The 13,954-nt window shown below is 67.9% G+C and carries 13 protein-coding genes and 2 pseudogenes; 6 read left to right on the forward strand and 9 right to left on the reverse strand.

Features of this window, described 5'->3' with window-relative positions; genetic code table 11:
- Window positions 1–21 precede the first annotated feature (21 nt).
- Window positions 22–1,380, reverse strand: coding sequence for an NADP-specific glutamate dehydrogenase (gdhA, locus tag ACF1DX_RS07975; RefSeq protein ID WP_391790326.1), 1,359 nt, complete (start codon window positions 1,378–1,380; stop codon window positions 22–24).
- Between the two features lie 272 nt (window positions 1,381–1,652).
- Between gdhA and ACF1DX_RS07980 the strand changes: the two genes are divergently transcribed.
- Entirely contained in the window at window positions 1,653–2,018 is a 366-nt protein-coding gene (locus tag ACF1DX_RS07980) for a hypothetical protein (protein WP_391790327.1), read from the forward strand.
- 78 nt (window positions 2,019–2,096) lie between these two features.
- Here ACF1DX_RS07980 and ACF1DX_RS07985 read toward each other — a convergent pair whose 3' ends face one another.
- Together ACF1DX_RS07985 and ACF1DX_RS07990 are read right to left on the reverse strand one after the other, a co-directional pair.
- Window positions 2,097–2,306 (reverse strand): DUF397 domain-containing protein, encoded by a 210-nt coding sequence (locus ACF1DX_RS07985; protein WP_391790328.1) that lies wholly within the window; start codon window positions 2,304–2,306, stop codon window positions 2,097–2,099.
- Window positions 2,303–3,181: pseudogene (locus ACF1DX_RS07990) on the reverse strand (helix-turn-helix domain-containing protein). Before ACF1DX_RS07990 ends, ACF1DX_RS07985 begins: the two are co-directional and overlap by 4 nt.
- Before the next feature lie 543 nt (window positions 3,182–3,724).
- Between ACF1DX_RS07990 and ACF1DX_RS07995 the strand changes: the two are divergent.
- The 4 genes from ACF1DX_RS07995 (at window position 3,725) to ACF1DX_RS08010 (ending at window position 6,587) form a co-directional block, all read left to right on the forward strand.
- A complete protein-coding gene (locus ACF1DX_RS07995) occupies window positions 3,725–4,177 on the forward strand; it encodes a hypothetical protein (RefSeq protein ID WP_391790329.1) in 453 nt (150 codons plus the stop codon).
- A 155-nt stretch (window positions 4,178–4,332) separates the two neighbouring features.
- Window positions 4,333–4,635 carry a hypothetical protein gene (locus ACF1DX_RS08000; RefSeq protein WP_391790330.1) on the forward strand — a complete coding sequence of 101 codons (303 nt, stop codon included), beginning with the start codon at window positions 4,333–4,335 and terminating at the stop codon, window positions 4,633–4,635.
- 181 nt (window positions 4,636–4,816) lie between these two features.
- The gene (locus ACF1DX_RS08005; protein ID WP_391790476.1) at window positions 4,817–5,269 is read left to right on the forward strand and encodes an ATP-binding protein; all 453 of its coding nucleotides are present in this window, start codon (window positions 4,817–4,819) and stop codon (window positions 5,267–5,269) included.
- Window positions 5,270–5,786: 517 nt separating this feature from the next.
- Window positions 5,787–6,587 carry an SAM-dependent methyltransferase gene (locus ACF1DX_RS08010; protein WP_391790331.1) on the forward strand — a complete coding sequence of 267 codons (801 nt, stop codon included), beginning with the start codon at window positions 5,787–5,789 and terminating at the stop codon, window positions 6,585–6,587.
- A gap of 138 nt (window positions 6,588–6,725) precedes the next feature.
- Here the strand turns inward: ACF1DX_RS08010 and ACF1DX_RS08015 are convergent, their stop codons facing one another.
- Entirely contained in the window at window positions 6,726–7,898 is a 1,173-nt protein-coding gene (locus ACF1DX_RS08015; RefSeq protein WP_391790332.1) for an endo-1,4-beta-xylanase, read from the reverse strand.
- Window positions 7,899–8,096: 198 nt separating this feature from the next.
- On the opposite strand from ACF1DX_RS08015, the pseudogene ACF1DX_RS08020 reads away from it, so the two are divergent.
- A pseudogene (locus ACF1DX_RS08020) lies at window positions 8,097–8,554 on the forward strand (LysR family transcriptional regulator); the annotation flags it as partial.
- Between the two features lie 30 nt (window positions 8,555–8,584).
- On the opposite strand, the gene ACF1DX_RS08025 reads toward ACF1DX_RS08020, so the two are convergent.
- From ACF1DX_RS08025 to rpsG, 5 genes are all read right to left on the reverse strand, one after another.
- Entirely contained in the window at window positions 8,585–8,854 is a 270-nt protein-coding gene (locus tag ACF1DX_RS08025; RefSeq protein WP_391790333.1) for a hypothetical protein, read from the reverse strand.
- Window positions 8,854–9,765, reverse strand: coding sequence for a hypothetical protein (locus tag ACF1DX_RS08030; RefSeq protein WP_391790334.1), 912 nt, complete (start codon window positions 9,763–9,765; stop codon window positions 8,854–8,856). The genes ACF1DX_RS08025 and ACF1DX_RS08030 overlap by 1 nt, the downstream gene beginning before the upstream one ends.
- Window positions 9,766–9,953: 188 nt before the next feature.
- Entirely contained in the window at window positions 9,954–11,147 is a 1,194-nt protein-coding gene (gene tuf / locus ACF1DX_RS08035; RefSeq protein ID WP_361348290.1) for an elongation factor Tu, read from the reverse strand.
- 169 nt (window positions 11,148–11,316) lie between these two features.
- Window positions 11,317–13,443 (reverse strand): elongation factor G, encoded by a 2,127-nt coding sequence (gene fusA / locus ACF1DX_RS08040; RefSeq protein ID WP_030860905.1) that lies wholly within the window; start codon window positions 13,441–13,443, stop codon window positions 11,317–11,319.
- A gap of 39 nt (window positions 13,444–13,482) precedes the next feature.
- Entirely contained in the window at window positions 13,483–13,953 is a 471-nt protein-coding gene (rpsG, locus tag ACF1DX_RS08045; protein WP_003992340.1) for a 30S ribosomal protein S7, read from the reverse strand.
- Window position 13,954: the final 1 nt, after the last annotated feature.

Genomic DNA, 13,954 nt, shown 5'->3' on the forward strand with positions numbered 1-13,954 from the left:
GACGGCGTGTTCACCCGTGCGTCAGATGACGCCCTGTGCGAGCATCGCGTCCGCCACCCGCTCGAAGCCGGCGATGTTCGCGCCGGCCACGTAGTCGCCGGGGGCGCCGTAGCGCTCGGCGGTCTCGGCGCAGGTGGTGTGGATGTCGGTCATGATGCGGGCCAGCTCGTCCTCGACCTGGTCGGCCTTCCACGACGTGCGCGACGCGTTCTGCGTCATCTCCAGCGCGCTGACCGCGACCCCGCCCGCGTTGGCCGCCTTGCCGGGGCCGAAGGCGACGCCGGCCCGCTGGAAGAGCTGCACGGCCTCCGGCGTCGTCGGCATGTTGGCGCCCTCGGAGACCGCCTTCACGCCGTTGCGGATGAGGGCGTCGGCGTCGACGGCGTTCAGTTCGTTCTGGGTCGCCGACGGCAGGGCGACGTCGGCCGGGACCTCCCAGACCCGCCCGCCGGGCACGAACCGCGCGGAGGCGCCCCGGCGCTCGGCGTAGTCGCTCACCCGGCCGCGCTCGACCTCCTTGATCCGGCGCAGCAGCTCCAGGTCGATGCCCTTCTCGTCGACGACGTAGCCGCTGGAGTCGGAGCAGGTCACGGGGTTGGCGCCGAGGGCGGTCAGCTTCTGGATGGTGTAGATCGCGACGTTGCCGGAGCCGGAGACGACCGCGGTCTGGCCCTCCAGGTCCTCGCCGCGGGCGCGCAGCATGGCCTCCGCGAACAGCACGTTGCCGTATCCGGTCGCCTCCGGGCGGATCAGCGAGCCGCCCCAGCCCGCGCTCTTGCCGGTGAGCACGCCGCCCTCCCAGCGGTTGGTGATCCGTCGGTACTGGCCGAACAGGTAGCCGATCTCGCGGGCGCCGACGCCGATGTCACCGGCCGGGATGTCGGTGTACTCACCGATGTGCCGGTACAGCTCGGTCATGAAGGACTGGCAGAAGCGCATGACCTCGGCGTCGCTGCGGCCCTGCGGGTCGAAGTCGCTGCCGCCCTTGCCGCCGCCGATACCGAGACCGGTCAGCGCGTTCTTGAAGATCTGCTCGAAGCCCAGGAACTTGATGATCCCCAGGTTCACGGAGGGGTGGAAGCGCAGACCGCCCTTGTAGGGGCCGAGGGCGCTGTTGTATTCGATCCGGAAGCCCCGGTTGACGTGGACCCGGCCCTGGTCGTCCTGCCACGGCACCCGGAACATGATCTGCCGCTCCGGCTCGACCAGCCGTTCGACGAGCCCCGGCTCGGCGTACTCGGGGCGCGCCGCGAGCACCGGGGCGAGGGTGTCCAGCACCTCGCGCGCGGCCTGGTGGAACTCGGGCTCCGCCGGGTTGCGGCGCTCGATCTCGGCACGCAGCAGGTCGAGCGAGGTCTTGGGATCGGGTCGTGAGGTCACAGGGTCCCTTTCTGGCGCGGCTGACACCGGTACAGATAGCCGGTGATGGGCGCTCGGCGCCGTTGCCGCGCGCAGGACAGCGGCCGCCCCGGTCGTATACGACAGGTCGGCCGACCCTCTCAGTGTTACTCCTGTGTTAACTCGACACCAAGGGTCGAGCCGGATCGTCCGCCATTTGAGACTTGGCGTGCAGAAAACGGGACGGCGGGCCGGTGCCCGATCACCCCTGCCGGCCACGGCATCCCGCGGTGGCCCTGTCTCGTTCACGGCCATTGCCGACCGACGTCGTCATCGCCCTCGACTTCGCGGTGGTCGGCCGCCTCACGGGCGCCTGCTACCGGCCGCCCGGCCGGCACGCGTTCGACGGACTCGGCTACGTCCTGGCCTGCCTGACCGCGCCGCCCCTGGCGGTACGACGACGGCTGCCGGTCCCGACGGTGCCGGCGTCGGCGGCCGCGTACGCCGCCCGTCTCGGCTGCGGCTACCAGCCCTCCGTAAGCGTCTGGACGCCGGTCGTCGGCCGACAGGTCGCCGTTCGACTTGCGCATGACACTACGAGCGTCGCGCCGACCCGTCGTCCGGCCCGGACCTGGGATACGCCGGCCACCGGGTGCTCTCCGCCGTATGCCTGTGGTTGACACCGTTCCCGGGGGCCCACACGTCGACGCGCCCCACTCCCGGTGGCAACCGGGCGTGAGACGCGTGCCGTTGGAGTGTCAGCGCTCCGAGGCGTACGTCACGAAGTTCGCCCACGCGTCGGGCGTGAGCGCGAGCCGAGGGCCTGCCACGTTCTTGGAGTCGCGGACGTGAATGGTGCGGGGCGCTATCGCGATCTCCACGCAGGAGTTGCCATCGGGGCCGTCGCTGTAACTGCTCTTGAACCAAGCCAGTTCAGAAACGTCCCCCGTAGAAGTTTTGCGGATCATGTCTCTCCCAGCACTTGCTCGATGAAGGCCAGCGTCTCCCGAGGAGTGAGAGCCTGCGCCCGGATCGTCCCATACCGCAGCTCTAGGATCCGCAGCTGCTTCGGATCGAAGGTCGGCCGACCGCCGAACGCGCCGTCGGAACGGCCTGCTGCCGTACCGTCGGCGAACTTCAACACCTCGATCCTGCCGTCCAGCCCAGGGTGAGCCCCCGCACCGGTAGGCATCACCTGCAACGTGACATTACGCAACCGCCCTACCTCCAGCAGGTGTTCGAGCTGCTGTCGCCAGACCATTGTGCCCCCGACACGCCGACGCAGCGTCGCCTCTTCCAGGACGAAGCTGAGAGCTGGAGCAGGGCACCGTTCGAAGATCGACTTCCGAGCCATATGAGCAGCCACCAGGCTCTCAGCCTCCTCCTCCTAATACGGCGGTTGCCATGCGTCGAACAGGGCCCGCGCATGCTCCGGCGTCTGCAACAACCCATGAATGCTGAGCCCGATGTACACACCCAGCTCGACCGCCTTGGCCTCCAGTTCCGCCAGCGCCCGCACGCTCTTCGGATACCGGACCTTCTTCACGTCCTCCCAGGCCGCCGAGAGCAGCCCACCCGCCCCCAGCACCTCGTCGGCCCTGTCCAGATACTCCCGCTGGGGGATCCGCTTCCCGCCCTCGACCTTGTAGACGAGGTCCTCCCCGTACCCGATCGCCGCCCCGAACTGGCCGGCCCGCATCCCCGCCGCCTCGCGCCGCAGCTTCAACTGACGCCCCACCGTGGTGATGACGGCGACACCCCACTCGTCGTCCGGGTCCACCTCCCACCCCGGCTCGTCCGCCTCACCCCTGGGCCGTACCGCCTCACCGTCCACCGCCGCCATGCCGCACCCCTCCGTCGTCCCGCGCCGTACCGCGGCGCCCTACCCGTACCAACCACCCCGACAGTCCGGACAGCACCGGACAAGCAGCGGACAGTCATCCCACACGGAGAGATCCGCCACCAATCACGTGAGATCGCGACAGAACCACCAGTGAGAGAAACGCATAATTCATACTTTTGTGCACTACGTTCCACCGGACGCGTGCGACCGACCCCCTCCCCGGTCACCGAAATCCCGGAGGGGCGGCGCCCTCAAGCTGCTTCAAAATTGAATTGAATTACCCTTCCCTGAAGCAAGGGAAAGGGGACCGCCAACACCCCTTTCACGAAAGCTCAAAAGAAACTCAAGCAATAACGACTGGATAACGGGATGGACGGATACTTCCCCATGCGGATCGAACCATGATCTGATCATGACCAATAAGCCGGGCGGGTTGACCAGCCCCCGGCCATACGCGAGTTCCACTTGGGGGAAACAATGAAGCGCGCCGCATTCGCATTCGTGGCCATGTGCGCCATTACCACTGCGACTCCGGGAATCGCCTTGGCGGATTCTCCGGAATTCGCGCCGTCGGGTGTCTGCGGCGGGGGGTGGAAGACCGACATCTACGCCCAGTCGAAGAAGCACCTGGGCAAGGGACCGATCTACAAGGACGGCCGCGGGGGGACCATGGTTCTGACACGGGTGAAGGCCGGATCCGTGGGAACCAAGATCACGGCCGGCGGAGGGGTGTCCGTCAGCGGCATCGTGGCCGAGGCGAAGGCCGAGGTGAGCCGCGAGTCGGTCAAGGAGGTGTCCTGGGAGACGCAGCACCAGTACCGGCGCGACATCAGTCCCAACAAGTACGGCAACGCGCAGTTCGGCTCGTGGGGTCACCACGTCAAGTGGCAGAAGTACTACGAGCTCCCCAACTGCAAGAAGACCCAGATCTCGTACGGGGAGGCCGACGTCGCCAACAAGACCGTCGGGTTCAAGTACTGGGAAACGAGTTCCTGATGCGGTCCCGTGGTGCGGCCTTCCTCACGGCGGCCGTCCTGTGCGGGGTGTTGACCTCCTGCACGAGCGGGGACGGCTCGGACGGGCCCGACGTTCCGGACCCGTCCCGGTCGACTGTCGCGCCACCTCCCCAGGAACCGCTGACCGCCCCCGAGGTGGACGCCGGATACAAGGAGACCCTCTCCGAAGGCCCTCACCGCGGCGCCCGGCAATTCGGCACGATCGAACTGCCGAAGGGGGAATCCTGGATCAAGGTGAACTGCATTTCACGTTCGAAGCCGGTCGACCTGGAAATCTCCCTCGAAGGCATCGGGGAGTTCCCCCTGGGATGTTCCGGCGTGAAGGTGGAGAGAACCGCGAACCAGATGAATCTGCAAGCGGCCCGAAAGCTCCACTTCACCGTGGTGACGGAGGAATCCGTCCGCTGGTACGTCAGCATCCAGGTCCCCGAGCGGTGAGCAGGGGCGGCGGAGCCGGCTTCTCCAGCAGTTGAGCGGCAGTCGCGAAGAGGGCTCGGTGTGGACACCGAGCCCTCTTCGCTCTCCCCACGCCGACAACGCCGACAGCCTCGGACACGTCACCGACAGTCACGGCACGCGCCTCCGCAATCACGCACGGCGACGGACGCAAGCCCTCACGCTGAATGCCGTGCATCAGGAAACCGCCGGCATCACGGCTCAACCGACCAGCCTCTTGCCCCACTTCAGCGTGCTGCTGTCCGCCACCCCGCGCAGTGCCCGCCTCGCCCGCCTCCTCACGGACGCCCAGTTCCGGAGCTGGGGATACGACTCGGACGCCGCGCGCCACGTCGTGGCCGAACTGGCCACCAACGCCGTCACCCACGGCCGCGTCCCGGGCCGGGACTTCCGCCTTGAGTTCTACGTGGTGGACCACACCCTCCGTATCGAGGTCACCGACACCCGGGGCGAACGCCTGCCCGAGCCCCAACCCCCCTCCCCCGACACCGAGTCGGGCCGCGGCCTGCTGCTCGTGGAGGCGCTCTCGGACCGTTGGGGCGTGACCGAGGACCGCTTCCCGCGCAAGACCGTCTGGGCCGAGCTACGGCTCACGGCACCGGAACCCGAGATCTGAGGCTCCGGTGCCGTCGGTGCCTTCCCGAGGGAAGAACTCGGGGAAAAGCACCCCGCCAAGCCCCACCCTTTCCCGTCCGAGGCGTCCAGCCACTCGGGCGGGTGAACATCACCGGCTCGGCTGGATTTCCGCCCCCTCGGCACCTCTACGCTCAGCGCACACCACCCGAAAAAGACTTCGGCCCCCGCCGGGACTCCACTCCCAGTGCGAGGGCCTGACCACCAAGGAAGAGGAAGACCTTACCGATGGGTACCCAAAACCCTAGCGCGCCCCCCACGCGCCCGGTCAGCCCCCGCCGGCAAACCGACCCGATCCCGTCACCACACCGGCGGCGTCATCCACGACAACACCCGCCACACCACCCGCTTCGTGGTGATCGGCAACCACCTCACCCAACACCCCGACCTGCCCGGCGCATCGCGCCGCACAAAGCCCGGTTATCGTGACGATCACGACCGGAAAAGGTCAACTGGCGTGCGGGACAAGGGGAATCGACGTGGATCAGCAGGAGTCCGGCATGGACGCTCCGATACGGATCGACACCGGCAAGCCGCATCCCGCGCGGATGTACGACTGGTTCCTCGGCGGCAAGGACAACTACCCGGTGGACGAGGAGCTGGGCAGGCAGCTCGTGGCGTTCGCGCCGCCCATTCCGGTCATGGCGCGGATGAACAGGGCGTTCATGCACCGTGCCACCCGCTGGACGGCCGGCCAGGGCGTGCGCCAGTTCCTCGACATCGGGACCGGCATCCCGACGGAGCCGAACCTGCACCAGGTGGCCCAGGGGACCGCCGCCGACGCACGGGTCGTGTACTGCGACAACGACCCCATCGTCCTCGTCCACGCCGAGGCACTGCTGCGCGGCACTCCCGAAGGGGTCGTCGACTACGTGCAGGCGGACGCCCGTGACACCGCCGCCATCATCGAGCGCGCCCGGAAGACGCTGGACTTCGAGCGGCCGGTCGCGCTCTCCCTGATCGCGCTGCTGCACTTCATCGGCGACGAGGACGGGGCGTACGAGCTGGTGGAGCGGCTCAAGGAGGCGCTGGCGCCGGGCAGTTACCTGGTCATGTCCCACCTGACGCCCGACTTCCACCCGGAGGAGGCGTCGAAGAAGGTGACCGACCTGTACCGGGCGGGCGGGCTCACCATGGACATGCGCAGCCGGGACCGGTTCGCCCGCTTCTTCGAGGGGCTGGAGATCGTCGACCCCGGCATCGTGGCGGCCGAGGAGTGGCACCCGGAGCTCGGTGAGCCGGTTCCCGGGCAGGAGGGTGTCCACAGCGGGGCGTACGTGGCGGTGGCCCGCAAGGGGTGAGCCCCGTCGGGCGTCAGGAGGGGGACCGCCCCCGGACCGGCCGCGCGCGGCCGGTCCGGGGGTGTCCGGTCCGGGGGTGTCCGGTCCGGGGGTGTCCGGTCCGGGGGTGTCCGGTCCGGGGGTGTCCGGTGGGTGTACTCAGCCCTTCCGGTGCTTGTGGCCCTTCTTGCAGTCGTCCTCCCGGGCCGCCTCCTTCAGCGTGTCCCGCAGGGCGTAGAAGGCGGGCTTGCGCTCGAAGTCGGCGGTCATGACGTTCGCGAAGCCCTCGCCCTCGAAGAACACCGGAACCCACGAGTACTTGTCGGTGAAGCCCCAGATGGTGAACGAGTTGCAGCCGTCGACGGCCAGGCACGCCTCCAGGGTCCGCTGGTAGTAGTCGGCCTGCTGCCGCTCCTGCGCCTCGGTGGGCGCGCCGCCCTCGGGGACGTCCATGCGGACGTCCAGCTCGGTGACGGCGGTCTCCAGGCCGAGCGCGTCGAACCGGCGCAGGTTGTCCTCCAGGTCGCCCGGGAAGCCGTACCGCGTGCTCAGGTGGCCCTGGACGGAGAAGCCGTGAACGGGGACGCCCTGGTCGAGCAGGTCCTGGATGAGGGCGTAGTAGGCGTCGCTCTTGGCGTTGACGCTCTCGACGTTGTAGTCGTTGAAGAACAGCTTCGCCTTCGGGTCGATCTCGTGGACCCACCGGAAGACGTCCGCGACGATGCCCGGGCCCAGCTCGCGGATCCAGATGTTGTCCTGGGTGCGCAGGTTGCCCTGGTCGTCGAATATCTCGTTGGCGACGTCCCACTGCTGGATCTTGCCGGCGTAGCGGCCGACGACGGTGGTGACGTGCTCGCGCAGGATGGTGCGCAGCTCCTCCTTCGAGAAGTCGCCCTCCTCCAGCCATGCCGGGTTCTGGCTGTGCCACAGCAGGGTGTGGCCGCGTACGACCTGGTGGTTCCGCTTGGCGAACGCGACGATGGCGTCGGCCTGCGCGAAGTCGTAGCGGTCCCGTTCGGGGTGGATGTAGTCCCACTTCATCTGGTTCTCGGGGGAGACCGAGCTGAACTGGCGTCCCAGGATCTTCCGGTACTCCTTGTCGTGCGTGAAGGGGTCCGGGTAGTCCTGCTCCAGGTGGTGGCCGCCGCCCGCCACCGCGGTGCCCACGACGAAGCCCTCGGGAGCGGCTTCACGCAGCCGGTCGGACGTGGCGTGGGAGTGCGGCGCGGCCTTCTCGCCGGCGGACGGGTCGGCGGCGGCCGAGCCCGCCATGAGCGGCAGGGCCAGGGCGGCGGTGGCGAGGGCCACGGTGGCGAAACGAATGGATCTCATGCGGGGAGTCTCATTCCCATCGTCGTTCTCGAATGTTTCGAAGTCGAATCCGAAACATTAGGGATGGGCGGACGCTAAGGTCTGGCCGAGCCGCGCGTCAATACCCGTGCACAGGTCATGTCCGCGCCGACGGCCGACAGGGCATCAGGTCCGTACCAACACTCCCGCCCCGCCCCTCTCACGCCGCAGGCTCCCTTCATGGAGCTGGAGTTGCGGCGCCTGAAGACCATTCGGGCGGTCGTCGACGCCGGCAGTCCCACCAGGGCGGCGACGATGTTAGGGCCGGCGCGACCCGCGCCGGCCCGCGGCTCGAGCGGATCGAACGTGCCCTGGGCGGTGAACCGTTCGAGCGTGGCCGGCACGGAGTGCGGGCCATCGCACTGGGCGAACCGGTGCTGGAACGCAGCCGGATCGCGCTGCCGGCGGTAACCGAGTCGTGGCAGGAGGCGGCCGGTTCGCCCGCACCCCGCACGCGACAGCGTGCTTCCGGCTGGGCGGCACCCACGGCGCCCTGCCGGGCGCCCTTGGTGGACCGGCCGGCGGACGTGACACCCGACGCCCGGGTGACGACCTGCGCCTCCTGGTCCGAGCGGGAGCCGGCCTGGCCTCTCACCGAGGGACGGCCGGGTTTCGCGGCGGGGAGCGACGGCGATGCCCTCGGGACGGCGCTGCCCCACTGAGCAGGCTCAGTCCGCCTCGCCGTCGAAGAGTTCGGCGGCCGACGTCGCCGTGATGGCCCGGATGAACCAGACGTTCAGTGTGTCGAGGTCCCAGCAGCCTGCGATGCGTTCCCGGTCCTCCTCGCCGACCTCGACACCCCGGTGACCCAGCAGAACCAGAACGGCCTTCGCCTGGCCCCTCGCCTGGCCCCTCGCCTCGCCCCTCGCCTCGCCCCTCGCCTCGCCCTCGGCCCGGAGCTGCTGGGCGGTCCGCGACTGGAACCAGGAAAGGTCCATCAGTCCGCGAGCCCCGCCTCACCGGCCGACGCGAAGATCTCCGCCGTCGACGTCGCGGTGAGGGCCCTCGTGAGCCACAGGTCCAGTACGTCAGGGTCACCGCAGCCGATGATCCGCTCCCGGTCCTCCTCGCTGACCTCGACACCCCGGTGACCCAGCAGAACCAGAACGGCCTTCGCCTGGCCCCTCGCCTCGCCCCTCGCCTCGCCCTCGGCCCGGAGCTGCTGGGCGGTCTGCGACTGGAAGAACGAGAGGTCGACGGCCATGAGATGCCTCCAGAGATCCGCGGCCTGCGTCGTGCCGAGGCCTTGTTCCATGAGTTCGATGAAGGTGCCTGCGGTGTTCTCGTCGTCGGCCGACAGGCCTTTCAGCGCCTTTGCCAGCGCATTCAGTATGGCATCGGCTTCCGGCTCGCAGCGGTGGAGAGCCGCCGACAGGATCGTGAGCGGGATGTCACGGGCCGCTTCGTCGGGACTGTCGATCACCGGCAGGTCGTCGGGCCCCAGGACCAGCGGCCGCAGCGTGAGCGAGGGCCACTGGCGTGGGCCGATGTCGAACTGCTGGGCCGCCCAGGCCGCCGTCTTCCGGTCCGGGCACACGACGAGCAGTACCGGCGGGACGCGGTACTTGGCGTACACGTGGGACAAGTAGTAGGCCCAGCTGGCCGGCTTGTGCGGGCTCGGCTGGCTCTGCGACTCCACGGCCAGGACGAAACTGCCGTCCTCGGTGTCCATGCGCAGCAACGTGTCCACCCGCCGCTCCAGCGGCCGGGTCTCCGTGAGGTCGGTGGAGAGTTCGGAGGCGGACACGGGTGGAGGGAAGGCGACGCCGAGGTTCCTGGCGACGCGTGCGAAGAGACCCGGTTCCTGCTGGAAGATCCGGTGCAGGGCCTCATGGGATGAGCTGACCATGCGGCGAACCTATGGGCGTGATGGCATACGCCGCGTACATATGCGGCACTGTTCACGCGACCGAGCGACCTGCCCGGCGCCGCGTTGACGCCCCAAAGCGCCGCGCAGACGAAAGGGCCCGTACGACCGAAGTCGTACGGGCCCTCTCAGGTGCTCGCGGCAGGAGCTACCAGGTCAGATCAGCAAGCTCATTTGTTGATCTTGGTGACCTGGCCGGCGCCCACGGTCCGGCCACCCTCACGGATGGCGAACTTCAGGCCCTCCTCCATGGCGACGGGCTGGATGAGCTCCACCTTCATCTCGGTGTTGTCACCCGGCATGACCATCTCGGTGCCCTCGGGGAGGGTCACGACGCCGGTCACGTCCGTCGTACGGAAGTAGAACTGCGGGCGGTAGTTGTTGAAGAAGGGGGTGTGACGGCCACCCTCGTCCTTCGACAGGATGTAGGCCTGGGCCTCGAACTCGGTGTGCGGGGTGACCGAACCGGGCTTGATGATGACCTGGCCGCGCTCGACGTCCTCGCGCTTGATGCCGCGGAGCAGCAGACCGACGTTCTCACCGGCCTGGCCCTCGTCGAGCAGCTTGCGGAACATCTCGATGCCGGTGACCGTGGTGGTGGTCTTCTCCGGCTTGATGCCCACGATGTCGACGGTCTCGTTGACCTTGAGGACACCACGCTCGATACGACCGGTGACGACGGTGCCACGACCGGTGATCGTGAAGACGTCCTCGATCGGCATCAGGAACGGCTTGTCGACGTCGCGCTCGGGCTGCGGGATGTTCTCGTCGACGGCCTTCATCAGGTCGAGGACGGTCTGGCCCCACTCCTTGTCGCCCTCGAGGGCCTTGAGCGCCGAGACCTTGACGACCGGCAGGTCGTCGCCCGGGAACTCGTACTCGGAGAGCAGCTCACGGACCTCGAGCTCGACGAGCTCCAGGATCTCCTCGTCGTCCACCATGTCGGCCTTGTTCAGGGCGACGACGATGTACGGGACGCCGACCTGGCGGGCCAGGAGCACGTGCTCCTTGGTCTGCGGCATCGGGCCGTCGGTGGCGGCGACCACGAGGATGGCGCCGTCCATCTGCGCCGCACCCGTGATCATGTTCTTGATGTAGTCCGCGTGACCGGGGCAGTCGACGTGGGCGTAGTGACGCGTCTCGGTCTGGTACTCGACGTGCGCGATGGAGATGGTGATACCGCGCTGGCGCTCTTCGGGAGCCTTGTCGATCTGGTCGAAGGCCGAGGCCTCGTTCAGGTCCGGGTACGCGTCGTGCAGCACCTTGGTAATGGCGGCCGTGAGGGTCGTCTTACCGTGGTCGATGTGACCGATGGTGCCGATGTTGACGTGCGGCTTAGTCCGCTCGAACTTCGCCTTCGCCACTGGGGTCCTCCTGTGGAGTGGTTCTGTACGCCTTACTTCATCGGCGCCAGGTGATCTTTGCTGGGAAACCCGGGCCCGGGGCATTCCACCGGGTTGACGGCGGAATGCCCCTTGCAGGCTCCGGGGTCAAGCCTAAAGCGTGGATACGGGGTCCGTTAAACGGAGTCCGTTACTCGCCCTTGGCCTTCGCGATGATCTCCTCGGCGACGTTCCGCGGAACCTCGGCGTAGGAGTCGAACTGCATGGAGTAGCTGGCACGGCCGGACGTCTTGCTGCGCAGGTCGCCGACGTAGCCGAACATCTCCGAAAGGGGCACGAGCCCCTTCACGACGCGGGCACCGGCCCGCTCCTCCATGGCCTGGATCTGGCCACGGCGGGAGTTGATGTCGCCGATGACCTCACCCATGTAGTCCTCGGGCGTGGTGACCTCGACGGCCATCATCGGCTCCAGGAGCACGGGCGAAGCCTTGCGCGCGGCCTCCTTGAAGGCCTGCGAACCGGCGATCTTGAACGCGAGCTCGGAGGAGTCGACCTCGTGGTAGCCACCGTCGATGAGCGTGACGCGGACGCCCGTCATCTCGTAGCCGGCCAGGATGCCGAACTGCATGGCCTCCTGGGCGCCGGCGTCCACCGAAGGGATGTACTCCTTCGGGATGCGGCCACCGGTCACCTTGTTCACGAACTCGTAACTGGCGTCGCCGCCCTCGATCGGCTCGATCGCGATCTGCACCTTGGCGAACTGACCGGTACCACCGGTCTGCTTCTTGTGGGTGTAGTCCACGCGCTCGACGGCCTTGCGGATCGTCTCGCGGTAGGCGACCTGGGGCTTGCCGACGTTGGCCTCGACCTTGAACTCACGGCGCATACGGTCGACCAGCACCTCGAGGTGCAGCTCGCCCATACCACCGATGATGGTCTGGCCCGTCTCCTCGTCCGAGTGGACCTGGAAGGACGGGTCCTCCTCGGCCAGACGCTGGATCGCGACGCCCAGCTTCTCCTGGTCGCCCTTCGACTTGGGCTCGATGGCGACCTGGATGACCGGCGCCGGGAAGTCCATGGACTCCAGGATGACCGGGTTCTTGTCGTCGGACAGCGTCTCACCGGTGGTGGTCTGCTTCAGGCCCATGACGGCGACGATGTCGCCGGCGCCCACCGACTCGATCTCCTCACGCTTGTTGGCGTGCATGCGGTAGATCTTGCCGATGCGCTCCTTCTTGCCCTTGACGGAGTTCAGCACGGCGGTGCCGGACTCCAGGCGGCCCGAGTAGACCCGGACGAAGGTGAGCTTGCCGAGGTGCGGGTCGCTCATGATCTTGAACGCGAGCGCGGCCAGCGGCTCGTCCTCGGACGGCTTGCGCTTGACGACGACCTCGGCGTCCTTCGGGTCGTGACCCTCGATGGCCTCGACGTCGAGCGGGGTCGGCAGGTAGCGCACGACCGCGTCGAGCAGGGGCTGGACGCCCTTGTTCTTGAACGCGGTGCCGCAGAACACCGGGGTGACCGTGGTGTCGCTGGACTTGCCGGACGCGATGGTGATGCGACGGATCGCGGCGTACAGCTGCTCCTCGGTGGGCTCCTGGCCCTCCAGGTACAGCTCCATGATCTCTTCGTCGTTCTCGGCGACGGCCTCGACCAGCTTGCCGCGCCACTCCTCGGCGGCCTCGGTGTGCGTGGCCGGGATGTCGACGATGTCGTACATCTCGCCCTTGGCGGCCTCGGCGGACCACACGAGCGCCTTCATGCGGACCAGGTCCACGACGCCCTGGAAGTCGGCCTCGGCACCGATCGGGAGCTGCATGACGAGCGGCTGGGCGCCCAGGCGGTCCGAGATCATGTCCACGCAGCGGTGGAACTCGGCGCCGGTACGGTCCAGCTTGTTGACGAAGCAGATGCGCGGGACGCCGTAACGGTCGGCCTGACGCCACACCGTCTCGGACTGCGGCTCGACACCGGCGACACCGTCGAACACGGTCACGGCACCGTCGAGCACGCGCAGGGAGCGCTCCACCTCGACGGTGAAGTCGACGTGCCCCGGGGTGTCGATGATGTTGATCGTGTAGTCGTTGTCCTCGAGCGGCCAGTGGCAGGTGGTGGCAGCGGACGTGATCGTGATGCCACGCTCCTGCTCCTGCTCCATCCAGTCCATGGTGGCGGCGCCGTCGTGGACCTCACCGATCTTGTACGACACACCGGTGTAGAACAGGATCCGCTCGGTGGTGGTCGTCTTGCCCGCGTCGATGTGGGCCATGATCCCGATGTTGCGGACCCTGGCCAGGTCAAGTGAAGTGGTAGCCATAAGGCTTCAGTCTTCTCTCGGTCTCGATGTGGGTAGCGACTACCAGCGGTAGTGCGCGAAGGCCTTGTTGGACTCGGCCATCTTGTGCGTGTCCTCGCGCTTCTTCACAGCGGCACCCAGGCCGTTGGAGGCGTCGAGAAGCTCGTTGAGCAGACGCTCGGTCATGGTCTTCTCGCGACGGGCGCGGGAGTAACCGACCAGCCAGCGCAGCGCGAGCGTGTTGGCACGACCGGGCTTGACCTCGATCGGAACCTGGTACGTCGCACCACCGACACGGCGGGACTTGACCTCGAGGGTCGGCTTGATGTTCTCCAGCGCGCGCTTCAGCGTGATGATCGGGTCGTTGCCCGTCTTCTCACGCAGACCCTCCATGGCGCCGTAGACGATGCGCTCGGCGGTGGAGCGCTTGCCGTTGAGCAGCACCTTGTTGATCAGGGAGGTCACCAGAGGAGAACCGTAGACCGGGTCGATGATGACCGGGCGCTTCGGGGCGGGGCCCTTACGAGGCATT

It is taken from the genome of Streptomyces sp. NPDC014676 (genome assembly GCF_043084105.1).
GTDB lineage: Bacteria > Actinomycetota > Actinomycetes > Streptomycetales > Streptomycetaceae > Streptomyces.